General features: G+C 68.5%; 22 protein-coding genes. 12 read left to right on the forward strand and 10 right to left on the reverse strand.

The annotated features are described in order from the left end of the window. Positions 1-98: 98 nt before the first annotated feature. From F5X71_RS35610 to F5X71_RS35620, 3 genes are all read left to right on the forward strand, one after another. On the forward strand, positions 99-2,357 hold the full coding sequence (locus tag F5X71_RS35610) for a transglycosylase domain-containing protein (protein WP_167465935.1): 2,259 nt from the start codon (positions 99-101) through the stop codon (positions 2,355-2,357). Positions 2,358-2,661: 304 nt separating this feature from the next. Continuing rightward, the gene (locus F5X71_RS35615) at positions 2,662-3,120 is read left to right on the forward strand and encodes a GyrI-like domain-containing protein (RefSeq protein WP_167465936.1); all 459 of its coding nucleotides are present in this window, start codon (positions 2,662-2,664) and stop codon (positions 3,118-3,120) included. Between the two features lie 9 nt (positions 3,121-3,129). Further along, entirely contained in the window at positions 3,130-3,555 is a 426-nt protein-coding gene (locus tag F5X71_RS35620) for a GyrI-like domain-containing protein (RefSeq protein WP_167465937.1), read from the forward strand. A 214-nt stretch (positions 3,556-3,769) separates the two neighbouring features. Here the strand turns inward: F5X71_RS35620 and F5X71_RS35625 are convergent, their stop codons facing one another. Together F5X71_RS35625 and F5X71_RS35630 are read right to left on the reverse strand one after the other, a co-directional pair. Next, a complete protein-coding gene (locus tag F5X71_RS35625) occupies positions 3,770-4,867 on the reverse strand; it encodes an inositol-3-phosphate synthase (RefSeq protein WP_167465938.1) in 1,098 nt (365 codons plus the stop codon). Next, on the reverse strand, positions 4,860-5,417 hold the full coding sequence (locus F5X71_RS35630) for a PadR family transcriptional regulator (protein ID WP_014989047.1): 558 nt from the start codon (positions 5,415-5,417) through the stop codon (positions 4,860-4,862). The genes F5X71_RS35625 and F5X71_RS35630 overlap by 8 nt, the downstream gene beginning before the upstream one ends. A gap of 214 nt (positions 5,418-5,631) precedes the next feature. On the opposite strand from F5X71_RS35630, the gene F5X71_RS35635 reads away from it, so the two are divergent. From F5X71_RS35635 to F5X71_RS35645, 3 genes are all read left to right on the forward strand, one after another. Next, positions 5,632-6,051 (forward strand): DUF5318 domain-containing protein, encoded by a 420-nt coding sequence (locus F5X71_RS35635; protein WP_167466984.1) that lies wholly within the window; start codon positions 5,632-5,634, stop codon positions 6,049-6,051. A 97-nt stretch (positions 6,052-6,148) separates the two neighbouring features. After that, positions 6,149-8,893 (forward strand): transglycosylase domain-containing protein, encoded by a 2,745-nt coding sequence (locus F5X71_RS35640; protein ID WP_238815630.1) that lies wholly within the window; start codon positions 6,149-6,151, stop codon positions 8,891-8,893. A gap of 133 nt (positions 8,894-9,026) precedes the next feature. Continuing rightward, positions 9,027-10,742, forward strand: a complete 1,716-nt coding sequence (locus F5X71_RS35645; RefSeq protein ID WP_167466986.1) for a glycosyltransferase family 87 protein — start codon at positions 9,027-9,029, stop codon at positions 10,740-10,742. On the opposite strand, the gene F5X71_RS35650 is transcribed toward F5X71_RS35645, so the two are convergent. Both F5X71_RS35650 and F5X71_RS35655 read right to left on the reverse strand, forming a co-directional pair. After that, on the reverse strand, positions 10,724-12,352 hold the full coding sequence (locus F5X71_RS35650) for a TerD family protein (protein ID WP_167465939.1): 1,629 nt from the start codon (positions 12,350-12,352) through the stop codon (positions 10,724-10,726). The two genes, F5X71_RS35645 and F5X71_RS35650, sit on opposite strands and share 19 nt — an antisense overlap. Before the next feature lie 31 nt (positions 12,353-12,383). After that, positions 12,384-13,802 carry a TerD family protein gene (locus tag F5X71_RS35655; protein WP_167465940.1) on the reverse strand — a complete coding sequence of 473 codons (1,419 nt, stop codon included), beginning with the start codon at positions 13,800-13,802 and terminating at the stop codon, positions 12,384-12,386. Between the two features lie 234 nt (positions 13,803-14,036). Here F5X71_RS35655 and F5X71_RS35660 point away from each other — a divergent pair, with 234 nt between their 5' ends. The 4 genes from F5X71_RS35660 to F5X71_RS36750 all read left to right on the forward strand — a co-directional run bounded on the left by F5X71_RS35660 (position 14,037) and on the right by F5X71_RS36750 (position 17,161). Then, positions 14,037-14,660: an AIM24 family protein gene (locus tag F5X71_RS35660; protein ID WP_167465941.1), complete on the forward strand. Its 624-nt coding sequence runs from the start codon at positions 14,037-14,039 to the stop codon at positions 14,658-14,660. 10 nt (positions 14,661-14,670) lie between these two features. After that, a complete protein-coding gene (locus F5X71_RS35665; protein WP_167465942.1) occupies positions 14,671-15,366 on the forward strand; it encodes an AIM24 family protein in 696 nt (231 codons plus the stop codon). Between the two features lie 2 nt (positions 15,367-15,368). Further along, positions 15,369-16,133 (forward strand): AIM24 family protein, encoded by a 765-nt coding sequence (locus F5X71_RS35670; protein ID WP_167465943.1) that lies wholly within the window; start codon positions 15,369-15,371, stop codon positions 16,131-16,133. A 110-nt stretch (positions 16,134-16,243) separates the two neighbouring features. After that, a complete protein-coding gene (locus F5X71_RS36750) occupies positions 16,244-17,161 on the forward strand; it encodes a hypothetical protein (RefSeq protein ID WP_203218243.1) in 918 nt (305 codons plus the stop codon). A gap of 198 nt (positions 17,162-17,359) precedes the next feature. On the opposite strand, the gene F5X71_RS35680 is transcribed toward F5X71_RS36750, so the two are convergent. Together F5X71_RS35680 and F5X71_RS35685 are read right to left on the reverse strand one after the other, a co-directional pair. Continuing rightward, positions 17,360-18,265, reverse strand: a complete 906-nt coding sequence (locus F5X71_RS35680) for an NAD-dependent epimerase/dehydratase family protein (RefSeq protein WP_167465944.1) — start codon at positions 18,263-18,265, stop codon at positions 17,360-17,362. A gap of 182 nt (positions 18,266-18,447) precedes the next feature. Next, positions 18,448-19,245 carry an MBL fold metallo-hydrolase gene (locus F5X71_RS35685; protein WP_167465945.1) on the reverse strand — a complete coding sequence of 266 codons (798 nt, stop codon included), beginning with the start codon at positions 19,243-19,245 and terminating at the stop codon, positions 18,448-18,450. A gap of 46 nt (positions 19,246-19,291) precedes the next feature. Between F5X71_RS35685 and F5X71_RS35690 the strand changes: the two genes are divergently transcribed. After that, complete coding sequence (locus tag F5X71_RS35690; protein WP_167465946.1) at positions 19,292-19,726, forward strand: MerR family transcriptional regulator; 435 nt, start codon at positions 19,292-19,294, stop codon at positions 19,724-19,726. Between the two features lies 1 nt (position 19,727). On the opposite strand, the gene F5X71_RS35695 is transcribed toward F5X71_RS35690, so the two are convergent. The 4 genes from F5X71_RS35695 to F5X71_RS35710 form a co-directional block, all read right to left on the reverse strand. Then, a complete protein-coding gene (locus tag F5X71_RS35695) occupies positions 19,728-20,576 on the reverse strand; it encodes an HAD family hydrolase (protein ID WP_167466987.1) in 849 nt (282 codons plus the stop codon). 81 nt (positions 20,577-20,657) lie between these two features. After that, positions 20,658-23,147, reverse strand: a complete 2,490-nt coding sequence (locus tag F5X71_RS35700) for a phosphoribosyltransferase (RefSeq protein WP_167465947.1) — start codon at positions 23,145-23,147, stop codon at positions 20,658-20,660. Continuing rightward, positions 23,144-24,358, reverse strand: a complete 1,215-nt coding sequence (locus tag F5X71_RS35705; protein WP_174817203.1) for an HpcH/HpaI aldolase/citrate lyase family protein — start codon at positions 24,356-24,358, stop codon at positions 23,144-23,146. Before F5X71_RS35705 ends, F5X71_RS35700 begins: the two co-directional genes overlap by 4 nt. 13 nt (positions 24,359-24,371) lie before the next feature. Beyond that, positions 24,372-25,589 (reverse strand): hypothetical protein, encoded by a 1,218-nt coding sequence (locus F5X71_RS35710; RefSeq protein ID WP_238815631.1) that lies wholly within the window; start codon positions 25,587-25,589, stop codon positions 24,372-24,374. Positions 25,590-25,734: 145 nt separating this feature from the next. Between F5X71_RS35710 and F5X71_RS35715 the strand changes: the two genes are divergently transcribed. After that, on the forward strand, positions 25,735-26,310 hold the full coding sequence (locus tag F5X71_RS35715) for a TerD family protein (RefSeq protein WP_040740034.1): 576 nt from the start codon (positions 25,735-25,737) through the stop codon (positions 26,308-26,310). Positions 26,311-26,455: the final 145 nt, after the last annotated feature.

Here is a 26,455-nt window from a genome sequence, read left to right on the forward strand (position 1 = left end):
ATCGCGGGTCACCCACCGCACGAGTACAGTCGGGCCGTGGGGGCACATTTCCGATCGTTGTTCGTGCAGGTGAGTTTCGACCGACGCTCCGGGAGGAGATGATCGTGGGCTCGATTCGCAGGCGGAAGTCGCGGCGCGGCGCCGAGTCCGCGCCCTATTCCTCCATCGCGGGTTTCAACGAGCTGACCTCACCCGCCGCCCGCGCGAATCGTCGTGCGCACGCGGCGAACAACCGCCCGCCCGCCCGGCCGAGACCCACCACAGACCCGAATCACCCGCCGCGCGGCAGGGCCGAACGCCTGCGGCGGCTCGTGCTCGCGCTGTTCATCATCTTCGGTGTGGTGCCGCTGCTGCTCTCGGTGCTCGTCTACTGGAGCGCCGAGATCCCGGACCCGAGCTCGGTGCAGACCAACCAGATCGCCACCATCCTGGCCGCCGACAGCAGCACGGTGATCGCCAAAGTCGTACCGCCGAACGGGAATCGGAGCCCGGTGCCGCTGAGCGAGGTGCCGCAGTCGATGCGGGACGCGATACTGTCCGCCGAGGACCGCAACTTCTACAGCAACCCCGGCTATTCCACCTCAGGCTTCCTGCGCGCCGCGCGGGACAACCTGCTGGGCCGTGACGACGCGGGCGGCGGCTCCACCATCACCCAGCAGTACGTGAAGAACGCCTTCCTCGGCTCCGAGCGCACACTGACCAGGAAGATGCGGGAATTGATCATCGCGGCCAAGATGGCGCGGCAGTGGAGCAAGGACGACATCCTCGCCGCCTACCTCAACACCATCTACTACGGGCGCGGCTCCTACGGCATCGCCGCGGCGACCAAGGCCTATTTCAACAAGCCGGTGAACCAGCTGACCCTGGCCGAGAGCGCGGTGCTCGCCGCGCTCGTGCGCACCCCGTCCATCCTGGACCCGGAGTCGCATCTGCCCGATCTGACGGCACGCTGGCAGTACGTGCTCGACGGCATGGTCGAGATGGGCGTGCTCGCCCCCGGCACCCGCGACGCCACCACGTTCCCGGCGATCATCCCGCTCAGCGAGATTCCCGACGAGAACGTGGCCCGCGGGCCGGAGGGGTTGATCCGGGCCCAGGTGGTCCGCGAGCTGCGGTCCTCCGGGATCAGCGAGCACGAACTGAACACCGGGGCTCTGCAGATCACCACCACGATCGACGCCAAGGCCCAGCAGGCGGTGCTCGGCGCGGTGCAGGATCGGCTGGCCGGTCAGCCGCCCGAACTGCGCGCCGCGGTGGTGTCGATCGATCCGCGCTCGGGCGCGGTGCGGGCCTACTTCGGCGGATTCGACGGCATCGGCTACGACTTCGCCCAGGCGCCCTTGCAGACCGGCTCGGCATTCAAGCCGTTCGCCGCGATCGCCGCGCAGCAGCAGAGCATCCCGCTGACCCGCGTGCTGGACAGTTCCCCGGTCACCGACCGCGGCACCAAGATCACCAACGTGGACGGTGAGTCGTGCGGCAAGTGCAGCATGGCCGAGGCGCTCAAACGCTCGCTGAACACCAGCTTCTATCGGCTCACCATGTCGATGTTCAACGGCCCCGAGTCGATCGCCGACGCGGCGCACGCCGCGGGCATCCCGGAGCGGATCCCCGGCGTCGCCGGTAAGACGCTGACCGAGGACGGTGGCCGGCCGTTGAACGGAATCGTGTTGGGGCAGTATCTCGTTCGCCCCATCGATATGGCATCGGCCTATGGCACCATCGGTGCGTCCGGGGTCTACCATCAGCCGTACTTCGTGCAGCGGGTGGTGACCGGCGACGGACGGGTGCTGCTGGACCGCGGCGCTCCGGAACAGCAGATCGGCAAGCAGATGCCCGCTGGGCAACAACGCATCCCCAAGGCGATCGCCGACAAGACCACGCAGGCGATGACGCCGATCGCCGCGTACTCCAACGGGCACGCCCTGGCCGGTGGCAGGCCGTCCGCGGCCAAGACCGGCACCACCCAGCTCGGCCAGTCCGACGACAACAAGGACGCGTGGATGATCGGCTTCACCCCGTCGCTGTCCACGGCCGTCTGGATCGGCACCGAGCAGTCCCAGCCCATCCGCACCGCACGCGGTGCCGACATCTACGGCTCCGGGCTGCCCGCCGACATCTGGAAGCAGGTGATGGACAACGCGCTCGACGGCACCGCGGTCGAGCAGTTCCCCGCGGTGGAAGGGAGCAACCCGACCGCGCAACCGAACGCGAACAAGCCCTCCGGCGGCACCTACGACATCTTGAACCCGCCGACGGGCACCCCGCGCGAACCGGTCGTCATCATCCCGCCCGCCCCGCAGGGGCCCAAGGAAGTGGAGATCTTCCCTGGCCTGAGCATCCCGGTCCCGGGATAGCGATGATGCTGTGACCTTCGTGCACCCAGGGGAACGGTTGGCATGGCAGCATCGTTTGCCAGAGTGAGAGCGAGCAGGGGCTGGGTCGGAACAGGCCGACGCCGGGGCCCCGGGATCGATGCGGAAGGATATGCGCTCGAGCGACGACACAGCGGTGTGAGCGACAGGCCCGACGGCGACGGCTTGCCTGACCACGATGGGCTACGAGACCGAACACAGCGACCCGTGAGCCGGCCCGGAGGCGCACCACGAAGGGCCGGGGAGCGCCGCAATTGGAGACAGACGAGACATAGGGGCTACGCCGGTGGATTTCAATGTCGTTGACCAACCCGAGACGCTGGTGGCGGGCACGGTACTGCGCAGCCCGGCGCTCGCGGTCGAGGGGCCGCGCCGCGCGAAAGTCGAAGAGGCGTGGAAGCACAACCTGGCGCGCCAGCTGCCCGGACCGCCGACGACCGCGTACGTCGACCACGCGCCGGAGATCAATTCGTATTTGACCCACATCGTGGGTTATCGCTGCCGCGGCCTCGACGACTTATTGCCCGGTGACGTGCTGGCACGGGTGCCCGCGGGGCGATTCGCCCGATTCATCGCCAGCGGCGACAACCTCGGCGACACCATCGTGCACATCTGGCGTTCGGTGTGGGATGCCGAGGCGGCGGGCCGTTTCGTGCGGTCCTACACCGGCGACTGGGAGCACTATCCCGACGCGCGCACGGTCGAAGTTTTCGTAGCGCTGGCAGACGACCAAGTCGACGGGTAGGAACAGACTGTGGACTTCGAGATTGTCACGTTGGACCAGAGCCTGGTCGCCGGACTGACCGTCCCCCTGGCCGGCCGTGAGGTGACCGCACGCGACCTCGACCTGGTGAACTTCACCTGGGATCGCTACCTCGCGCGGGAGAAGAACGTGCCGCGGGTGGCCGCTTACATCGGCCAGAACGATCACGCCGTCGCGGTGCTCGGCTACGAGATCACCGGCATGGACGAGATGGACGCCGGCGACGTGCTCACCCGCGTTCCGCAGGGCCGCTACGCCAAGTTCGTCGTCTCCGACAAGCCCTACGACCTGCTGCGCACCGCGTGGGCCCAGGTACGCAAGGCCGAGAGCGCGGGCACCATCACCCGCTCCCACACCGCCGAGATCGAGCGCTACACCGGCCCCACCTCGGTAGAGGTCTACGTCTCCCTCGACTGAGCACCGACCGGACCCCAACACAGCAAAGTCGCCCGAAGGCTGAAACCTCCGGGCGACTTCTATTAACAGCCCACAGCGCGAGTCTTACGAGCGCGTTCGCGGCCCGTCTCGCATCCGAGTGGCCGAAGCGCACGCGCCGCAGGCGCAAGTCTCGGCCGCTCGGATGCGAGACACCAGGGGCCGCGAACCCGCCGCGCCCGCGCGGCCAACTAACTCAGCCCTCGATGATGAAGGCTTCCAGCTGGGCACGGGCGATGTCGTCGGCCAGCTGCTGCGGCGGGGACTTCATCAGGTAGGCCGAGGCCGGGATGACCGGTCCGCCGATGCCGCGGTCCTTGGCGATCTTCGCGGCGCGCACCGCGTCGATGATGATGCCCGCCGAGTTCGGCGAGTCCCACACCTCGAGCTTGTACTCCAGGTTCAGCGGCACATCACCGAAGGCGCGGCCCTCGAGCCGGACGTAGGCCCACTTGCGATCGTCGAGCCAGCCGACGTGGTCGGACGGACCGATGTGCACGTCGTTGGCGCCGAGCTCCTTCTTCAGGTTGCTCGTGACGGCCTGGGTCTTGGAGATCTTCTTCGACTCCAGGCGCTCCCGCTCGAGCATGTTCTTGAAGTCCATGTTGCCGCCGACGTTGAGCTGCATGGTGCGGTCGAGCTGCACGCCGCGGTCCTCGAACAGCTTGGCCATGACGCGGTGGGTGATGGTCGCGCCGACCTGGCTCTTGATGTCGTCACCGACGATGGGCACACCGGCCTTGGTGAACTTCTCGGCCCACTCCGGATCGGAGGCGATGAACACCGGCAGCGCGTTGACGAACGCGACACCGGCATCGATGGCGCACTGCGCGTAGAACTTGTCGGCCTCTTCCGAGCCGACTGGCAGGTAGGACACCAGGACGTCGACCTTGTTGTCCTTCAGCACCTTGACCACGTCGACCGGCTCGGCCTCGGACAGCTCGATGGTCTGCGCGTAGTACTTGCCGATGCCGTCCAGGGTCGGACCGCGCTGCACGACAACGTCGCTCGGCGGCACGTCGGAGATCTTGATCGTGTTGTTCTCGCTGGCGAAGATCGCCTCGGCGAGGTCGAAGCCGACCTTCTTGGCGTCTACGTCGAACGCGGCGACGAACTTCACGTCGCGGACGTGGTACTTGCCGAACTTGACGTGCATGAGGCCGGGCACGGTCGCGGTCTCGTCCGCGTCCCTGTAGTACTGCACACCCTGGACCAGCGAGGAGGCGCAGTTGCCCACACCCACGATGGCGACGCGAACTTCGGTGGCGTTGTCAGCCTTCTGTGCTTCACTCATGGCCGATATTTCCCTCTTTCTGTGGTGCCGCCTTCGTCGATTGCTCCGCCGCAATCAACTCGTTGAGCCAGCGCACTTCGCGCTCGCTTGATTCGAGTCCGAGCTGATGGAGCTGCCTGGTGTAGCGATCGAGCGACCCACTGGCCCGCTTGATCGCCTCCCGCAGCCCTTCTCGGCGCTCTTCGACCTGGCGCCGCCTGCCCTCCAGGATCCGCATCCGCGCTTCGGCGGGGGTGCGGCTGAAGAAGGCGAGGTGCACGCCGAAGCCGTCGTCTGTGTAGTTCTGCGGTCCGGTATCGGCCAGCAGTTCGCTGAACCGTTCCCGGCCCGCAGGCGTCAGTTGGTAGACCCGGCGCGCACGACGTGCGACCACGCCCGCCGGGATCTCCTCCGCGATCAACCCGTCGGACTGCATGCGGCGCAGCGTCGGGTAGAGCGACCCGTAGGAGAAGGCCCGAAACGCGCCGAGCAGGCCGGTCAGCCGCTTGCGCAGCTCGTAGCCGTGCATGGGCGATTCGAGGAGCAGCCCGAGGATTGCCAGCTCGAGCACCGGGCTTCACCTCCCTGACTATGTACAGACCTAACTGATGGATGCGACTCCAAACTATATCGGAGCGATATAACCGTGCATACCCCCACGCGATACAGCGGGATCGACGGCCGTCGAATTCGGCGGGCCGCGACGCGCACCGACGGTGCCGGAGCGGCTTTCTCATACCCCTGAGCCGGGGCACCCCCTCGGCAACACCGCTACTCTGGTTCTCGTGCGAATCCAGCGGCAAGTGGTCGACTACGCCCTCCGGCGGCGATCGCTGCTGGCCGACGTGTACGCGGGCCGTGTCGATGTCGCCGAGGTATGTGATGCGAATCCCTATCTCCTGCGTGCGGCGAAGTTCCATGGCCGGGGGAGCGAGGTCACATGCCCGATCTGCCGGAAAGAACAACTCACGCTTGTATCTTGGGTCTACGGCGACGGCCTGGGACCGATGGCGGGTTCGGCTCGCACCCCCGAGGAGCTGACGCGCCTGGCTGAGACTCGCGAAGAGTTCTCGGTCCACGTCGTCGAGGTATGCCGATCCTGCAGCTGGAATCATCTGGTGCAGTCCTATGTGCTCGGTACCACACCGGCGCCGCCGCGCCGCCGCACCGGTACCCGAGCCAACCGGCGCACCGCAGCCGAATGAAGTGCCTGGTCATCTGCCCGTCGGGTGACTCGCGGAACCGAAGCGGGTCCGCCGCGGTCCACCCGACCGCACCGAGCCACCAGCAACGTCACGAGTTATGGAGATCTTGTCAGTGAATTCGCCCTACGAGACTTCCCCCTACGGCGATGACCCGAACGGCGGCCGTGCTCCACGGAGTTCACATCCAGGTCCCAACCCCTATCAGAACCCACGCCCCGGGCCGCCGCCCGGACCGCGACCGGGCCCGCCGCCGCAGCGTCCGGCCCCGTACCCGGGCGAGCTGCGTGGCCCGCAGCCACAGCGCCGCCCCGGCCCACCGCCGCCGCCCCAGCAGCGCCCGCCGCAGGGGCGCCCCGCGCCCGGTGCGCCGAACGGCCCGCAGGCGACGCAGCGGATCGAACGACCCAGCACGCCCAACAACGCGGTGGCCGAACAGAATCGGCGCGGCGCACCGCCCACCGGTCCGCGCCCGGCCGAACGCGCGCGCCGGGTCGGCGATCCGGCCAACGGCACCGGCGAACGCCGCAAGACCGCGGGCGGCCCGCCCTCGGGTCCGCCGCCGCGCCGCAACGGCGGGTCCGGTGACGGCTCCGGCGGTGGCTCGGGCAAGCGTCCTGGGCAGAAGAAGAAGTCGCCGTGGCGCATCGTGCGTCGCGTCATCTATGTGTTGATCGCGATGATGATCCTGATCCCCAGCGGCGTCTTCCTCATCGCGTACACGACTGTTTCGGTACCCCAGCCGCAGGATCTCAAAACCAATCAGGTGGCGACCATCCTCGCCGCCGACGGTGAGTCGGTGATCAGCAAAGTCGTTCCGCCGGAGGGCAACAGGACCGACGTGACGATCGACAAGATCCCGCCGCACGTGCGGTACGCGGTGATGGCCGCCGAGGACCGCGACTTCTACTCCAACCCGGGCTTCTCGATCTCCGGTTTCGCCCGCGCGGCCAGGGACAACATCCTCGGCAGGGAAAGCGCCGGTGGTGGTTCCACGATCACCCAGCAGTACGTGAAGAACGCGCTGGTCGGTGACGAACGCTCGCTCACCCGCAAGATGCGCGAGCTGGTCATCTCGGCCAAGATGGCGCGCCAGTGGAGCAAGGACGAAATCCTCGCCGCCTACCTCAACACCATCTACTTCGGTCGCGGCGCGTACGGCATCGATGCCGCGGCCAAGGCCTACTTCGGCAAGCCGGTGCAGGAGCTGACGCCCGCCGAGGGCGCGGTGCTGGCCGCCACCATCCAGCAGCCGTCCGGCCTGGACCCGGAGAAGAACCCGGAGGGCGCCAAGACCCGCTGGAACTATGTGCTCGACGGCATGGTCTCCGGCGGCAACCTCTCCGCCGCCGACCGGCAGGCGATGCAGTACCCGCAGGTGGTCCCGGTCTCGACGACCAGGGACAAGACCATGGACGACGGACCCGAGGGTCTGATCAAGTTGCAGGTGCTCAAAGAGCTGACCGCGGAAGGGATCAGCGAGCAGCAGCTCAACACCGCGGGCCTGTCGATCACCACCACGATCGACCCGAAGACGCAGAAGGCCGCCGTCGACGCGGCGCAGCAGAAGATGCAGGGCGAGCCCGAACAGCTGCGCACGGCGGTCGTCTCGGTGGATCCGAAGACCGGCGCGGTGCGCGCTTACTACGGCGGCGAGAACGGCCAGGGCTGGGACTTCGCCAACGCGGGCCTGCAGCCGGGCTCCTCGTTCAAGGTGTTCGGTCTCGCGGCGAATCTCGAGCAGGGCGTGCCGCTTTCGCAGCTGTACGACAGCTCGCCGCTGACGGTGAACGGCATCAAGATCACCAACGTGGAAGGCGAGCAGTGCGGCATGTGCACCATCGCCGAGGCGTTGAAGCGCTCGCTGAACACCAGCTTCTACCGGATGCAGATCGACATGGGCAACGGTCCGAGGAAGATCGCGGACATGGCGCACAAGCTCGGCATCCCGGAATCCATTCCCGGCGTGCCGAAGACGCTGACCGAACCGGACGGCTCCGGCCCGAACAACGGCATCGTGCTCGGCCAGTACCAGGTGCGCGCGCTCGACATGGCTTCGGCCTACGCCACTTTGGCCGCCTCGGGCACCTATCACAAGCCGCATTTCGTGCAGAAGGTCGTCACCGCCGACGGGCAGGTGCTGCTCGATCGCGGTGAGGTCGCGGGCGAGCCGCGCGTCTCGGCCGCGGTGGCCGACAACGTCACCGCCGCGATGAAGCCGATCGCGGCCTGGTCGCGTAACCACAACCTGGCCGGTGGCCGCGAGTCGGCCAGCAAGACCGGTACCGCCCAGCTCGGTGACACCGGGGAGAACAAGGACGCCTGGATGGTCGGCTATACCCCGTCGCTGTCCACCGCGGTCTGGGTCGGCAGCGTGGACGATTCGCCGCTGCGCAACTACGGCGGCGGCATGATCTACGGTTCCGGTCTGCCCTCCGATATCTGGAAGGCGACCATGGACGGTGCCCTGCAGGGCACGCGGAACGAGACCTTCCCCAAGCCCGCCCCGATCAAGGGGCAGGCCGGCGTGCCGGAGTGGTCGGCCCCCTACACCCCGCCCTCGACCACCGAGGCGCCGTCGATCCTGCCGCCGATCTACATTCCGCCGACGATCGACACCCCGTTCGGCCCGATCCCGCTGCCCGGCGGCCAGCCACGGCCGCAACAGCAGCAGCAACCGCAACCGCGCAACGAACAACCGGAGAAGCCGGACGCCGGTCCGCTCCCCGGCCAGCCGGTGGCCCCCGCGGACGGCTCGTCGCCGACCGCGACGGGCGCGCCGCGGCCGGGCACCAACGGGCAGGGCGATTCGAACGCGACGCCGCCGACCGCGCGCAGCAGGTAGGTCTGGTCGAGTGACCAGGGGGGAACAGGTGCGCGACACACCGGATGGTGATCGCCCGGTAGCCTCGGGTGCCGTGACTGATCAGCAGCTGGTGGATCAGCGGGCGAACGGGAGTGGACCGCACGCGAGTGAGGTGCCCTCCGGCACGGCGTATTACGTCGCTCCCGGTCCGCTCGCGCCGGATCTGCGCTCGGCCGACGCGCGCGACCGGCCCAGTCGCAACGACTCGCTGACCGCGCAGCTGTCCACGGTGATCGGTGGTCCGGTCGGCGAGCACGCGCTGATCGGCCGGGCCCGATTCTGGACGCCGATGCGGGTGCTGTTGGCCTTCACGGTGGTGTTCCTGGCCTTCGGCTGGTTCGGCAAGGCGGGCTGCATCCAGCAGACCGGCACCGACACCGGCGCGCTCACGCTCGACTGGAACAACGGCCGCCAATACGTCGCGATGTGTTACTCGGACACCGTGCCGCTGTACGGGGCCGAGCGGCTGAACGAGGGCGCGTTCCCGTACAAGAAGTACTGGATCGAGCAGACGCCCGATGGCAGCCGGGAGACCCGGTACATGGAGTATCCGGTGTTGTCCGGTCTCTACCAGTACGTTTCGATGCGCATCGCCAAAGCCTGGGACGCGCTGCCGCTGCCGGGCGCGCTGCAGGTGGTGATCTATTTCAACGTTGTCGCGTTCGGTCTCGCGCTGGCCTGGCTGGTCACGGTGTGGGCGAGCGCGCAGCTGGCCGGGCGCCGGGTGTGGGACGCGGCGCTGGTCGCCTGTTCACCGCTGGTGATCGTGCACATCTTCACCAATTTCGACGCGCTAGCAACGGCTTTGGCCGCGACCGGCCTGCTGGCCTGGGCCCGCCGCCGCCCCGCGCTGGCCGGCCTGCTGCTCGGGCTCGGCGGCGCCGCCAAGCTGTATCCGCTGCTGCTGCTCGGCCCGATCGTGCTGCTGTGCCTGCGCACCGACCCGATGCAGCGCACGCCGAGCACCCAGAACGGCGTGCGCCTGCGTGATATCGACAGCCCCGCCGCCGCGCTGGACTGGATACGCGAGATTCCCTACCGCGTGCACGTACTCGGCTCACGCCCGCTGGGCGCCGCGGCGGTCACCGTGTCGGCCGCGCTGGGCACCTGGGTCGTGGTGAACCTGCCGATCGCCGCGCTCTACCCCACCGGCTGGCGAGAGTTCTTCCGGCTCAACACCACTCGGCACGCCGACCCGGACTCGATCTACAACGTGATCACCTCGTTCACCGGCTGGGTCGGCTTCGACGGGGAACTCACCCACGCCGAACCCCCGGTCATCCTCAACGCGGTCTCACTGCTGGCGTTCATCGCGGCCTGCGTGGCGATCGGCTATATCGCGCTCACCGCACCGCAACGCCCCCGACTCGCCCAGCTCTGCTTCCTCGTCGTCGCCGCGTTCCTGCTGACGAACAAGGTGTGGAGCCCGCAGTATTCGCTGTGGCTGGTGCCGCTGGCCGTGCTCGCGCTGCCGCACCGCCGCATCCTGCTGGCCTGGATGACGATCGACGCGCTGGTCTGGGCGCCGCGCATGTTCTATTACCTCGGCCTGGACAAGAAGGGCCTGCCCGAGCAGTGGTTCACCGGCACCGTCGTGGTGCGCGACCTCGCGGTGATCGCCCTGTGCGCCTTGATCGTTCGTCAAATCTATCGCCCCGGCGAGGACCTGGTGCGCCGCGACTACGTCGACGATCCGATCGGTGGCATCGTCGACCGCGCGCCCGACCCGCTGCTGCCCTGGCTGCCCGAGGTGCTGCGCCCCCGGGTGGCGCCCACCCGCGAATGGCATCCGCAGGTGGACGCGTCGGCTCAGTGGGTGCGCAGGTAGCGCGCCAGCCGCTCCGGATCCTGGGTGAGCAGATCGAGGTCGAGCTGCCACGGGCTGCCGGTCCACGGATCGAACAGCGGCGTCCCGTCCACGGTCGGCAGATGCCTGCACGACTGCGAGAGCATCGCGACCGTGGTGTCGGCGGAGTCGGATTCATCGCTGCCCACGATCACCGTGGACAACCCGATCAGATCGCCGCGCATGACCAGCGAGCCAATCCGTTGCGCGTCCGAACTCTGGTAGCCGTGCGGGAAATCGGCCGCGATCAGGATGCGATGTTCGCTCGGCGGGCTGCCCATGCCGCTGGTGAAGGCGAGCTCGGCCAGCTCGGCGGCCTGCACCAATTCCTGTAGCCGCGGGGAGATCTCGGCGTGGTCGGTGATCGGCGCACCGTTGAGCACCGGCGCGAGCGGCGTGGTGAAACTGGTGAAAGCGCCGGTCAGATCGATGATGTCGACCACAGTGCGCCGACCGGGCGCCGCGGTGAGCAAGCGCGCGAGCAGCGCGCCGACCACCGGAGCGACCGCATGGGACGACTCGGTGTCGATCCACAGCGGCCGATTCAACGGCACCGGAACGCAATACGGCACCCGCAGCGCACCACGCTCCTGCGCATAGAGCTCCCCGAGCCGGATGCCGTCGCTGGGCGCCACCGGCTTGTCCCACGCGGGCGAGTCCCAGGACGCCAGCGCGGGCGGCAACATCAGGTCGGCGTTCGCGAGTTCGCGCAGGAGCTGTTCGCTGTCGCGCTGATGGTTGCGCTCGGCGGTGGCGATCAACTCGTCGCTGCGTTGCTGAGCGGCGCGCCGGGCCGCGTCGGCGGCCGGGGTGTTCCTGGTCGCGGGATCCGAGACGGCAGCCGACAATTCGTGATCGAGCCGCTTGGCCGCGTAGTCCCGCGCGGAGACCAGCGCCGCGGCCGAACGCGCGGCGTCCTCGAAAATCATCCACAGCCGTTCCAGGCCGTGCCCGACCTCCACCGGGGCGGCGGTGACCGAGCGGACCTCACTCGCCATCGGCCCGGCCATGGTGTGCGCGCCGGGGCCGGTGTGCGCCGTCGCGGTCGGCTGCGGCACAGCACCGGTCTGCGCGGCCGAACCGGTCGCGGCGGCCGGGTCGGCGGGCTGGTCCTCGACGTCGACCCCGTGCGCGGTCAGCAGCACCGCGAGCCCACCCGCATAGCCCTGACCGACCGCACGCAACCGCCATTCGGCCCCGCGCCGGTACACCTCGAGGCAGATCAGCGCCGCCTCACCGGCGACCGGGGTCACCACGAATTCCGCTGCCACCGCACCGTTCTCGGACAGTGTCGCGGTCACCGTGCCGAGCCCGCCCGCCGCGGCAGGCACCGCGGGGTCGGCGCTGACCACCAGCAACACCGCCTTGGCGTCCGCGCGGACCTCGGCGAGGGCGATGCTCACCTCGGCGCCGGCCAGCCGCACCCCCGCGGTGGCGGGCTGGTTGTAGAAGACGAAATCGTCCGAGGAGAACACCTTCAGGTTCTCCGCCACCACCAGCGCCGAAACATCCAGTGCCGCTTCGGCTTGCGCGCCGAACCGGACGATATCGCCGGTCAGGGGCACATTCTGACCGGCCTTGAGTTGAATCACGTTGTCTGCCCTGCCGTCCGCGCTGCCCTGCTCAACCGTTCTGCAGGAACCGGCCGAGCTGCGGCACCGCCTCGCCCGGATGCTTGGCCGCGAAGCCCTCGCCGAGCGCCTGCAGCTTCCAGTCGTTGCCCACCCGGAAGACCTTGGCCATCGCCATCGCGGTGAACGGCATCCCGCCCGCGAGGGTGTACCTGGCCAACTCCGCGTTGTTGGACCCGTCGACCAAGCGGCAGAACGCGTTCTGGATCTGCTCGAAGGTGTGGCCCTTGTAGGAGGTCACGATGAACACCAGCGTGCTCACGTGCGCCGGGATGCGGGTGAGGTCGACCAGGATCACCTCGTCGTCGCCCTCGCCCTCACCGGTGAGGTTGTCGCCCTGATGCCGGATCGAGCCGTCCTTGGAGGTCAGCTGCCCGTAGTAGGCGACGTCCACCGGGTTCATGTCGGCGAACATCACCACCGACGCGTCGAGGTCGACATCGACGGTGCGGTTGCCGAACATGCCGCGGCTCTTCACCGGATCCCAGCCCAGACCCATCTTGACGAAGGTCAGGGCGGTGCCGCCCTCCTTGCGCAGGGTCACCCGCTGACCCTTGGTCAGGCTGACCGGACGATCCTTGCTGAGGCTGACCTCGGCCGGCGGCTGCTGCGGCGGCGCGGCCGGCGGCCCCGGCTGCTGATATCCCTGCGGCTGGCCGGGCGGCGGGTAGCCACCCGGTCCGGGCGGCGGCGGGTAACCGGGGCCCGGCGGCGGGTAGCCCGGTCCGGGCGGCGGGTAACCCGGCCCCTGTGGCGGGTAGCCACCCTGCGCGAACTGCGGATCCTGTTGCGTCGGGTACGGCGGCGGGTAGTTCGGCGGCTGGGCCGGGGGCGGCGGCTGCGTCGGGTACGCGGGCGGCGGTGGCGGGGGCGGCGGCGCGGCCTGGGTCGCGGGCTGCGACGGCGAGTCGTCGACCGTCACGCCGTGGTCGGTGACCAGGGCGGCGAAACCGCCCGCGTAACCCTGCCCGACAGCACGCACCTTCCAGCTGCCCTGCCTGCGGTAGAGCTCGAGCGCGATCACGATCGACTCGGTGCTCAACCCCTCGATCTGGTACTCGTACAACCGATTACCCGCCGTGTCCGACACGATCGCGGTCGGCGCCGGGAACCGGCCGAAGTTGCTTGTCGCGTCGTCGAGCGTGATCACGGCGCGGATCTGGTCGATGTCCGGCGGCACCGAGTTCAACGACACCGCGAGCGAGGCGGGCTGGCCCGCCGGGGCGGGCTGCAGGTTCACCCCGGGTCCGCTCGGCTGGTTGAAGAAGACGAAGTCCGCGTCGGAGCGGACCTTGCCCGTTTCGGTGACCAGTAGCGCGGACAGATCCGCCGGCGCCGTGAGCTGGATGGACACCACCACGTCGTTGGTGGCCAACGGACCGTTTTGGCCCTTGGCGAGTGTTGCGGACAAGTTCGACCCTTCGCTTGTCGGTGCGTTCGAATGCCACTCTACGAGAAACGCGCGGGCCGCGGTTCCGGTAAACGCCGTGCTGGCCCCGCCGGTTCCCTCGGCATTCGCCCCGGCCGGACCGGCGCTGTGGATAGAATCCGTCGCGCTGCGCCTTATCCAGGTGACGAAACGCGGGCCGAATGTGGCGCGATTACCCCATATTCACTGATCGAGAACAGCAGGGCAGACACCTCTATGGCGCAACTCTTCGAACAATCCAAGAAGGTGATCGAGGCGCATCTCGCCGGAACCACACTCCGCGCGATTTCCGGCTCGATGATCGCCTACGAGGGCAACGTCCAGTTCAAGTCGGCCGGTTTCGGCGGCGGCGACGGCGTGCTCGCCGGACTCAAGCGCCGGGCCACCGGCGAGAAGCTGTCGCTGATGGAGTGCTCGGGCAACGGCCGAGTGTTCTTCGCGGTGAACGGCCAGCATGTCACCGTGGTGAATCTGAACAACGAGACCCTGCAGGTGGAATCGCAGCAGCTGCTCGCCTTCGCCGGCAACCTGCGCACCGACGTGCGCTTCGCCGGACTCCAGGGCGCGTCGACCGGCGCGGGCCTGTTCACCACCACGGTGACCGGTCAGGGCCAGGTCGCGCTGCTCTCGGCGGGCGGGCCGCTGATCCACCTCGAGGTGTCGCCGCAGTATCCGCTGGTGGTCGACCCGGACGCGTTCGTCGCGGCGCGCGGCAACCTCAATCAGTCGTTCATCACCGATATTTCGTGGCGTACCGCGGTCGGCCAGGGCGCGGGTGAGACGTTCTCACTGCGCTGGGACGGCCATGGCGTGGTGTTGATCCAGCCGGCGGAACGGTAAGGGCGAGTAGATGTTCGAGAAAGTCAACGGCAAGGTCGTCAAGATCAACGTCGGGATGTCGGGCGGGGTGGTCGCCCGCACCGGCGCGATGCTCTTCTACACCGGCGACGTTTCCTTTGCGCCGCACCAGATTCCGGGCGGCCAGGGCATGGGCGGCGGCGGGCTGATGCGCATGGCAGGCCGCATGATGGCCGGTGAACACGAGCGCACCATGCTGGCCCAGGGCACCGGCGAGGTGCATTACGGTTACGCCGGGCTGGAAGTCCATGTGGTGCACCTGCAGCCGGGCGCGACCCTGCGGGTCGAGGCCTCACGCCTGCTCGCCAACACCGCCGGATTGCAGAGTTCGATTGTCTCGGTGATGAGTTCGGGCGGCGGTGGCGGTGGCGGCGGCCTGATGGGCGCGCTGCGCGGCGCCGCCTCCGGCGCGCTCACCGGACAGGGCATGTTCACCACCCAGCTTTCCGGTCAGGGCTCGGCGGTGCTGCTCGGCCACGGCGGCTTCCTGGAATTGCCAGTGGGCGGGCCCAATCCGATCGTGGTCGACCCGCAGGCCTTCGTCGCCGCGTACGGCAATGTGCAAACCGAGCTGAAGACCGCACTCAGCTGGCGGGACGCGGTCGGTCGCGGCGCGGGCGAGGCGATGCAATTGCATTGTGTCGGACAGGGAGTGGTGTACGTGCAGGCCTCCGAAGAGAAGTTGTGACCATGGCTGACATCTTGAACCCGATGAATCTCGGGGAGAGCGACAACATTCCGGGCAACAACTACGCGTACTGCATCGACCTGAACAAGCCATGGTTCATGCGCAAGGGCGCGATGATCGCCTATTACGGCGACATGCGCTTCCAGACGCTCACCCACGGTCTGCAGGGCGGGCTGTTGCAGATGGTGGCGCAGCAATTCTCCGCGCCGCTGTTCACCGGCGACTACGTCGTCGCGCAGGGCCACGGCAAGCTGATCATCGGCGACCGCGGCTACGACATCAATTCCTATGATCTCGAGGACAACGGCAACCTCACCATCCGCGCCGCCAACCTGCTCGCGTTCGAGCCGGGGCTGTCGCTGAACCAGTCCATCGTGCCCGGGTTCCTGACGCTGATCGGCACCGGCAAGTTCCTCGCCTCCTCCAACGGACCGGTCATGTTCGCCGAACCGCCGCTGCGGGTCGACCCGGAATCACTGGTCGGCTGGGCCGACTGCCCGTCGCCGAGCCATCACTACGACGAGCGCTGGATCGGCAGCTTTCTCGCCGCCGGCGCGGCCCGGTTCGGCGTGAACTCCGGTGAGGAACGGCAGTTCGATTTCACCGGCGCGGGCACGGTGCTCATCCAGTCCAGCGAGAAGGTGCTCAGCGACGAGATGCTGGTCCGCACCATCGAGGGACAGATCCAGAGCGGTATCACCCCGCCCGGTCTGCAACGACTACAGGCCACCATCATGCAGCAGCTCGGCGGCCAGCAGCACTACTGACCGGCCCCAGGAGTAGGCCGAGATCCTCCCCGAGGTCGTCCGTTCGGAGGACTCGCCGCGCTTCGGCGCGCGGTTAGCGTTCCGGCAGGACTTCTTGCCGGGAGGGCATCATGAGCGTCGGATTGCTGATCGCCGTGTGCGTCGGCGCGGTCGTGCTGATCGTGAAACGGTTCGCCGGGGAGCCGGTGGACGCGCGCGATACGTTCGTCACGCCGCTGATCCTGGTGGGCATCGGCGTGTACAGCGTCATCCACGTCCAGGGACTCAGCGGCGCCGATATCGGCTGGCTGGTGCTCGGGGCGGTGGTCGGCATCGCGTTCGGCGCGGTACGCGGCACCACCACGATCCTGTTCGAGCGCGACGGCTACCTCTGCCAGCGGTACACGGTGAAAACCCTCGCCGTATGGGGTGTCTCAGCCGTCGCGGGCTTCGGTGTCAGCGCACTCGGCAGCGTCATGGGGCTGCACCCGGAGGCCAGGCCGATCACCCTCTCGATCGGCGTCGGCATGCTCGGCGAAATGCTCACCCTCGGCCTGCGCGCACTGTCCACCGGCATCCCGTTCGCCCCGGCCAAACGCGCCGGCGGGACCACGAACCGCCAAGGCGCGCAGGACATCTCGTCGACGCTCGATCGATTCCTGCGCAACCTCGGCCACCCGGGCTCCGCCGACCCGCACCGCGACACCACATCTGCGGACTCCGCGCCGCGGAACCCGGGCTCGGCCGACCGACTCCCGGGCTCCGCCGACCGGCAGGCAGGATGGGGCTCCGGGCACCCGGGCGCGGGCGACGGACGCCGCGACTCCACCGCGTATCCAGGCTCCGCGCCGCGGTACTCGGGTTACCCGCCGCGGGAGCACCCTCGTGAGCACGGCTCCGGTCCCCTTTCGCGGGACCGCTACCCCGGCGATCCAGCCGACGGCCGCCGCGGCGAGCCGGGTGGACCAGTCGGCGACTACCCGCCCCGCCTCGACCGCTCCCCCAGCTTTCGCGACGGCCTCGATTGGCTACGCGACCGCCGCCTCTGAGGTACTGCCCGCTCCGCTCGAGGGTTCCGCACCCTGCTAGGGCTGTCTCATAGGCCCGGCCGGATGTCGCTGCGGTCAGCTCCTAGCCCGGCAAGGCGGAGGAAGAGCCGATTGCGGGGTCGTATCGGGACGACAACGCGGCCAGGTGGCGAGCTGAACCGCGGCGCCGGATGGGTTTATGGGACAAGCCGAGCAGTGTCAGGGAGCGCGGGTGGACCATGCGTCGCGCAGGATCGCGGAGATCGACGAGTGGACGGGGGTCCAGTGCAGTTCTCGGTGCGCGCGGGTGCTGTCGCTGACCAATCGAGGCGGTTCGGGTTGGGACGGTTGGTGTTTCACGGGGATAGGGCGACCGGTGACCTCGCGTGCCGCGGCGATCAGCTCGCGCACGCTGGTGCCCGTGCCGCTGCCGATGTTGTACGTGCGGCAGTTCGGTAGGTCCGGCTGATCGATGGCTGCCGCGAAAGCCTCTGCGGCGTCACGGATATGGAGGTAGTCGCGCACGGCGGTGCCGTCGCCGTTGACGGTGAGCACCCGGCTCTCCCCCGCCGCGGCGGCGAGGATGCGCGGGATGATCCGGGTCGGGTCGCGATCGTCACCGCCCGCGATGTTGAACAGGCGCAGGACGACCGCGTCGAGGGCGCCGGTGGCGGCCTGCGCGGCGAGTACCGCCTCGGCGGCGTGTTTGCTCACCGCGTAGGGATGCGGCGGGCGCTGCGGCAGGTCCTCGGACATCGGCTGCGTGGCGGGCGTCCCGTAGATCGCGGCGGTCGAGGCGAAGACCAGCCTTCGCGTCCCGCTCGCGGCCAGCGCCCGCAGCAGCGCGACGGTGCCGCCCACGTTGACCTCGAAATAGCCCAGCGGATCGGCGAACGATTCGCGAACCCGGGTGCACCCGGCCAGATGACAGACCGCGTCCACGTCCCGCACCGCCACGGCAAGCGCGGCGGGATCGCGCAGGTCGGCGGAGCGCACCGGTACGCCCGCGGGGACACGCGAGCGGTCGTGCCGCACCAACCCGACCACCTCGTGCCCACCGGCACGCAACGCCGCGACCACCGCGGCACCCAGGTAACCGTTCGCTCCCGTCACCAGTACCCGCACACGCGTCCTTTCGTCCCCTGGATCGTGCCAGGTCGCGGGCCTCGGTCTCGTGCCGAAGTCCGGACGGATGCCGCCACGGTTCAGCTCGTCGCCCGGCAGGGCAGCCGAGGAGCCGATACCGGGTTGTCTCGTTGACGACAACGCGGCGAGCCGGACTGCGGAGGCACCGGACTTATCAGGGCCTAGTTGTAGCGGCTGAACTCCCACGGGTCGTGCGCGCTGAACACCGAGACCTCGTCGGCGTGCTCGCGCACGAGTTCACGCAGCCGCGCCTGGGTGCCGACGCGCAGGTCGTGATGCACCTCCGAGCTGGTCTGCACGACGTCCATGATCGGGTGCGGGTGATGGGGCCGCGTCAGCTCGCGGTGGTAGTAGTAGGCGTCGCCGCAGTGCAGCAGCCATCGGTCGTCGTCGCGCACCGCGACTCCGGTGTGGCCCGCGGTGTGCCCTCCGAGCGGGATCAGCTTGAAGTCCGCCGACAGCCCGGCCACCGGTGTCGCCTGGAAACCGAACCAGTCCTCCTCCCCGTCCGGGTGATAGGTGACCCAGTCCGGACCGTGGGCCCAATGTGCTTCGCGGTAGCGGTAATTCGAGCCTTCGTCCCGCACCGCCGCCAGTTCGGCGGCGAGCACGTGCACCTTCGCGTGCGGAAAGTCGGGCAGGCCACCGCAGTGGTCGACGTCGAGGTGGGTGAGGATGATGTGGCGCACGTCGGCGGGCGCGTAGCCGAGCCGGGAGACCTGCCGGATCGCGGTCTCGTCCTCGTCGAGCACCGGTGCCGCCATGGTCACCCAGTCCGCGCCGAGCGTGCCCGCCGGGTCGCGGATATCGCCGAGGCCAAGCCCCGTCTCGACGAGAACCAGTCCTTCCGAAGCGGTTTCGACCAGCAGGCAGTGATTGACCGCGGCCGCCGGGGCCGGACCCGCGTAGGTCGCCTCGATCTGTCGCAGCGACCCGCAATTGAGGTGGTGAATCTTCATGGCGAGTAGTGTTCAACTTGAAGCGCGCTTGAAGTCAAGGAGAACCATGGCCGCCACCCTGCTCGACATCGCCGAGGTCGCCGCGCACTCCGGACTCGCCCCCTCGGCCCTGCGGTTCTACGAACAGCGCGGCCTCATCGCTTCGGCGGGCCGCAACGGATTACGCCGGACCTATCACCCCGAGGTGCTCAGCCGCCTGGAGATGATCACCTGCGCGCGCGAGGCCGGATTCAGCATTGCCGAGATCGCCCGATTCACCCGCGCCACACCCCGCGACGCAGGCATCCGGGCGAGTATGGCGCGGAAGGCCGACGAGCTGGAGGACGAGATCGCGCGACTGATCCGCATGCGCGAGGCCCTGCGCCACGCCACCACCTGCACGCACGAGGTGCTGGTTGACTGCCCGGATTTCAAAAGCACGCTGACGAACCCGACGCCGCGTGCGGACCGCGCGCCACGCCGTCGCACCGGCGCACGCTGACTCAATCCTCTTGCGGCGGCGATCCTTTGATGAACCAGTTGATGATCTCCTCGCCCGCGAGGATGCCGGTGGCCCTGGTGACGGTGAGGTTCGGATGGGTCCAGTTGAGATGTTCGAGTTCACCGTGCCTCGGCCGGATGGCGTAGTCGGCGGCGCGCAGCATGTCGGCGTCCAGCGCTCCGTCTCCTGCGGCGAAAGTCCTTGCCTCGGTGGCGAGTTCGCCGGACTCGAATAGCCTGCGGCGCACCTCGGCGACCGCGTGGCTCTTGCAGACCACGTGCGGCATCGTGTAGATCTTGCGGCCCTGCTGGGAGGCGGACCAGCCACGAGGACGGCACCATGCGTCCCATTCGGCGAGGAATCCCGCTGGCACTTCTTTCGGACGCACCACCAGGTAGCAGAACAGATCGTCGGCGACGCGGAACTTGGTGACCCACCCGTCGCCGATGCGGGCGCGTAGTTCGGTGGTGATCTCGGACAGTGTGGCGCCGCCCGCGCGCACCTTGGCGTCGATATCGATGCGCCAGCGCAGATCGGGGACGCCGTCGACGAGAATATTGCCGCCGTTACTGGTGATGGCGTAACGCCATGGCGCACCGGGCAATCGGATCCGATTGAACTGTTTGATGGTGCGGGTGGTGGTCGGCACGACCGCGGCGGGCTGGGTGAGGGTCTGCATCCGGAGCGCGGCGGCGGTCGTCATGAACGACAGCGGGGCACCCTCGAGGTGTTCCACGCAGACCGTCGGCACCTCGGGATGGGCGTTGAAGGCATTGCGCGAGTAGATCATCGTTCGGTCCAGGTCGGTGGCGACCAGTGTGTGTCTTCGTAGTCGACCGTGACCCATCATCCGCTCTGCCCCATCATCCACTCAGCTCTATCATCAACCCGGCTCCGTCATCTGCTCGGTTCCATCCTCTGATCGGTTCCGTCACGACTGCACGTCCTTGATCAGGCCCATGCACGAGTAGGCCAGGCCGGGCACGACCTCCACCGGCACGCCGCGGGCCGCGGCGAGCAACCGGATGTGCGCGTGTTCGGGCGCGTCGGCCTCGCGCACCAGCACCCGCCACGGCAGCCTGCGCAACAGCACCCTGGTGGTCTCCCCCACCCCTGGTTTCACGAAATTGACACTGGCGATGCCGTATTCGGCCCGCACCTGCTCGACCGACGCCCATCCGGTCCACGTCGGCGTGCGCGCCGCGGCACGAACGGCGGCGACCGCGGCGGGCACCCGGTCCCGGATCGCGGCGAACGCACCGGACACGGTGTCCAGCAACCGGTTCGAGACGTCGTCGCCCGCCAGCTCGCGATAGAACTTGGCGCCGTGGAACTCGCCGGGCCCGATCAGTTCGTCGTTCAGCACCGTGCGCGAGATCAGTCCGGACACCGTCGAATTGAGGCAGGCCGAGGCGATGAGGAAATCGTCGCGGGTGCCGTAGGTGCGCACGCAGTGTCCCGGATCGGCGAGCACGGCGAGTTCGTCGTTGAATCGCGCGCCGCCCGCCGCGTGGTAGGCGGCGAGCGCCTCGGTCAGCTCGCGCGTGATCGCGCCCTTGCCGGTCCACCCGTCCACGAACACGACGGAGGACGGATCATGGTGTGCGGCAAGGTAGTCCAACGCGACGGCATCGATGCCGCGGCCGCGCACGATGGACACGGCATAGTGCGGCACGTCCAGGCGCGGCAGTCCGGCGGCCCGGCCGGACCGCAGCCAGCGCCGCATCAGGATGCCGATCGGCGTTCCCGCCCGCGCGAGCGAGACCAGGACGATATCGTCGCCGCGTTCGGCCACCACGAGTTCGGCGACCGTCGCGACCGCGAGCGCCAGCCGCTCTGCGCTCTCGGCGAGCACGTCGTCGAACAGCGCGCGATAGGCGGCATCAGGCTGGTACTCGATCGGCAGCGATTCCGCGTAGTGCGCCACACCGGCCTGGATGCGCCGTTCCCGCGCCTCGACATCGGCTTCCAGCTCGGCCGCGGACAGATCCTGCAGCAGCCAGCCCACCTCGTCGGCCGCGTACGAGCCGAATTCCGGGCCGTACAGCGGCTCCGGCAGCGCGGGTCGCACCGCGGTCGCCGGAGCGGGCTGGACGCCGGTGCGCAGCTCGGCGCGCGCGGCATCGAGCGCCCGGGGATCGGCGCCGGGCAGCACCGCCACCACCACATCCGCGCCGGAGGCGGTCAGCACATCCACCAGACCGCCGTCGGCGATCAGCTCGTCACTGTCGGCGGGCGGGTCGATGACGACCAGCAGCACCGGATCGGCGGCGTCCTCGTCCCACTGCGCGTTGTACAGGTAGCGCGGCGCTTCGCGGTCGAATTCCGGTGCGGTGAATCGGAACCCGCGGCGCAGCGGATAACCGGGCTCGTCCAGCACGTAGGCGGGCGAGCGCGTGGTGGTCTGATACCGCACCGGCGTGCCTGCCTCGGCGAGCCCGACCGCAAGGCGCAGCGGCAGGTACATCAGCTCCTCGTGCCCGAGCACGATGATCGGCCGCGCCGGGAAATCCGCGGCGAACCGCGCACGCAGCAGGTCGGTGGCCGTCGCGACGGCCGCGTCGAACGGCGCGAGGTCGGCGCGCAGTACGCCGTGCCTGCCACCTTCGGGCACCGAAGCGGGCCAAGGCAATTCGATCCGGGTGAACGAGCCGCGCCGCGCGGCAACCGGATTGAGCGTGCACTCGGGCAGTTCGGCGACCGCCTGCACCAGCCCTTCCGGCAGCACGGTCTGCCCCGACGCCAGGCATACCGTGTCGATGCGGACGCCGAGATCGGCCGCCGCTTTGTCGAATGCGGTGCGATCGGCCTCGCCGCGCATATCCACCAATGACGCGAGCACATAGTGCGAACGCGGCGAAAACGCGTGCAGCGCTCGTATCGCGTCGAGTGCCGTAGCGCCCGTGGATATTTCGTCGTCGACCAGAACCAATGGCAAGTCGTTGAGAAAGATATCGGCGGGCACCGGCTGCAGCTGATGCGAGGTGGCATGCGAATGCCCCTCTTCGAAACCGGTGAGCGTGTCTGCTTCGGCGACATCACGCCTGGTCGAATGCAAATAGCCGACGGCATCGATCCGTGCCGCCACGCAATGGCCGAGTCCCGTCGCGGTTTCGGCGAATCCGAGCACAAGCACGTCACGGCTGCCGAGCAGGGCGCGCACCAGATCGCCGAGGCGGTTGCCGCCCTCGAGCACCACGCGGGGATCGGTCGGCAGGTGCTTGCCGAGCACGGTGGACACGAGCAGGTGCGCGCGGCGCGGATTGCGCCGCAGGCCCGGCTGGATCAGCGACGCGATATCCAGCTGCGCGGGCAGCACCCCGACCTGGGCGGTCCCGAACGATTCCGCGTGCTCCAGTCGAATGCCCAGATTCTTGGTGGCCCAAGGGGTTCCGACCGCGTCCAGCGTCGCGCCGCTCATACTTTCACCATCGCGGTCAGCAGATCCACGAACGACACTCCCTTGTTGGCCACGCCGAACACCCTGGCGCGCAGCAAGGTCTGGCGGGCCCAGCTGCGGTGCGGCCGCATCTCGTTCATCTTGTTCCGATAGCCCGAGGCCGCCACCCCGCCGACGTCTACCTGCAGGATGTCCAGCGCGTCGGAGTACTCCTCGTGCGTCACCACCGACAGCGCGTGCACCGCCGCCACGTGGGACGGATGGATCACCGTCTTGCCCTGGATGCCATTGGCCCGGTCCAGCGTGATCTCGCGTAGCAGGCCGTCCAGATCCCGGCTGACCAGGTACTGCCGGAACGGCACCGCGTCGGATTCCTCGAATGGCGCGGTGCGCAGCAGCGGCCGGAACATGCGCTCGTGATCGGCGAAGTATTCCCAGACCGGGCCCGTGATGACGAACCCGGTTCCGTCCGCGCGGCCGAGGTAGTTCACGATGTCGCCGATCACGTCGGCGACCACTCGCACGTCATAGATGGTCAGGTCGCGATCGCGCCGGATGCCGAAGGTCGAGCACATGTCGGTGGCGCCGATCCGCACGGCGAGCACCCGATCGCGATGCGCGGCAAGCAGTTCCGCGATCCGGCTCAGCTCCTGGTCCCGGGTCTGGCGGTGCACGAGGCCCGCCGACTCGAGCACCGGCATGCCGTAGATCGGCCGGTCGAGCCGGTGCATCGCCGCGCTCAACGCCTCCAGATAGCGCGGCCCCGACGTGCTGTCGAATTTCGGGAAGACGAACCCGGTCAGCACCGAGGCGCCCGCGTCGAGCTGATCGACGATCTCGGTGATCGTCTCCGCGTCGCGCACCCGGACGAACAGCAGCGGATTCGCATCCCCGTTGTGCGCCAGCGCATCCAGCGTTCGTACCGTCTGCGACTTGGCCAGTTCGACCTCGTGATCGGCGACCGCGTCCTCCAGATCGATCACCATCGAGCACACGCCGCGGGCGGCGCGTCTGCTGATGGTGAGTGCCAGATCCGGGCGGGTCGCCGGTGCGTAGAGGGTCGCGCCGAGCGCGACCGCCAGTAATTCGCGATCGGTATGGTCGTCGCCGAACGGCTCGGGCTCGCGGTGGAAAAGACTCCGCACATCCGGACCGTGCAGCTGCCGAAAGTGGCGCAGCGGCATTCGCTTCCGCAGGGAAACTTCCCGCTGGACGGCGATGCCTGCGGTCATCGTTGATCCATCCTCATTCTCGTCGTGGTCCTGCTTGTTTTCTCATTCGATCTACCACCCCGGCGATGAAATCCATGACGGTATCCAGCTCCGTCACATAGGCCCAGTAGTCGGGGTGCCGCCCCGACAGGTTTTCGCTGATTCGATCGATCCGTACGGCTTGTGCGTCGAGCACAGAACCCCATTCCGGGACCAACTCGCGACTCACCGCGAGCATTTGCGCGTCCCGCAGCCGAAATCGTACGGCCTTTGCCTTCTCTTGCGGGTCGGACCGGACCTCCCGCAGCAGCGTCAGCCGCTTGGTGACGGCATCGACCTGCTGCTCGGCCTCCGTGAGATACCCGCGGGCGGATGTGGTCAGATCAAGTGCAATCTCCGGGTTGTTCTCCGCCGCTGCCGCACGCGCCCGGGCCAGGGCATCGTCCGCGGCCTCGATGGCTCGCTGGCTTTCCCGCTCATTGTCAGCTAAGTCCGCGGAACTCGCAGCATTGAATTCCCGCAGCAGGGCCGAATAGGCGGGCGCGAGCCCCTCGGCTCTGGTCCGGGCCGCGGCCAGCCGGGTGGTCACCGAGGAGATCGCGGTTTTCGCGGCGGCGGCCCGAGATGGGGCCTGCGCCAACGCTTCTGCCAACGCCTTGGTGGTCGCCTCCAGCCGATTCGCCGCCTCCCGGACGGTGCTCGCCGGGGCACCCGGACCTGCGGCTTCGAGTGTGATCAGCGCCTCATCCACCGCTTGGGCGCGTTGGCGGACCGAGGGATAGTTCGCGAACTCGGACTCGGCCGCCCGCCTGCGCACGTCCGCGGCGCCGATCTTCACCTGCTGCGCCAGCTGCGGCACCGTGGCGAGCACCCCGACCGCCTGCTCGAGCTGGGCCTGGTTTCCGCGATAGAACTCGTCGACCGCGTGCGCCGCCTCGGTCAGCTGCCTGGTCACGGTGGCGGCCTTGGCCTGCCCCTGTGGCATCGGCGTGCCATCGCGTTCGACCTGCTCGAGCTGCTCGGTCAGGCTCAGATAGGCTCCCGACGCTGCGTAGCAACGACCGCGCACCGGTTCCCAGCGCGCGGCCATCCGGCGCTCGGGGAACACCTGCTCGCACGCGTGCACCGCCGCCTCGGCCGCGCTCTGCCGTCGGTCCATGTCGAGGAACGCCGAAGCCAGCGCCCCTCGCGCCTGCTCGATCCATTCGTTGTTCCCGGATGACCGGAACCATCCGCGCCTACGGCCCACCACGCCCCGATCTTAGAGATCTCCTCTGTTCACCGAGGGTTCTACGGGTTCCTACGCAAGTTCGCCGAAACCTACTACTGTCGTAAGGCGTACCCGGCGATTCGGACATGCTGGGAACCAATGACGGACTATTGAAAGGGAATCCCGCATGGGTGTCAGTTTGTCCAAGGGCGGCAATGTCTCGCTGACCAAGGCGGCGCCTAACCTCACCAACGTCGCTGTCGGCCTAGGGTGGGATGTGCGGACCACCACCGGTACCGACTTCGACCTCGACGCCAGCGCGATCGCGACCGGCGCGGACAAGAAGGTGCTTTCCGACCAGCACTTCGTGTTCTTCAACAACCTGAAGTCGCCCGACGGCGCCATCGAGCACGCCGGCGACAACACCACCGGTGAGGGTGAAGGCGACGACGAGGTCATCAACGTCGACCTGGCAAACACTCCGCCGACCATCGAGAGCATCTTCTTCCCGGTCTCGATCTACGACGCCGAGACCCGGCAGCAGTCGTTCGGCCAGGTCCGCAATGCCTACATCCGCGTTGTCGACCGCAGCAACAACAACGAGCTCGCCCGCTACGACCTCACCGAGGACGCCTCGACCGAGACCGCCATGGTGTTCGGCGAGCTGTACCGCAACGGGGCGGAGTGGAAGTTCCGCGCCATCGGCCAGGGCTACGCCTCCGGCCTCGCGGGCATCGCTCGCGACTACGGCGTGAACGTCTAGGAGCAATCCGCGGTTGCAGGGGGCCCGGCGACGGGCCCCCTCGTCGTGCGCTCGAGCTTGTCCGATTTGTCGGGAACGCTGACGGGCGCGACATCGTTGGACAAGCGAGGGTTCTCCGGCCACGCTGGTACCGGCGGTGCCATCT

This window comes from Nocardia brasiliensis (assembly GCF_011801125.1).
In the GTDB taxonomy this organism is placed as follows: Bacteria; Actinomycetota; Actinomycetes; order Mycobacteriales; family Mycobacteriaceae; genus Nocardia; species Nocardia brasiliensis_C.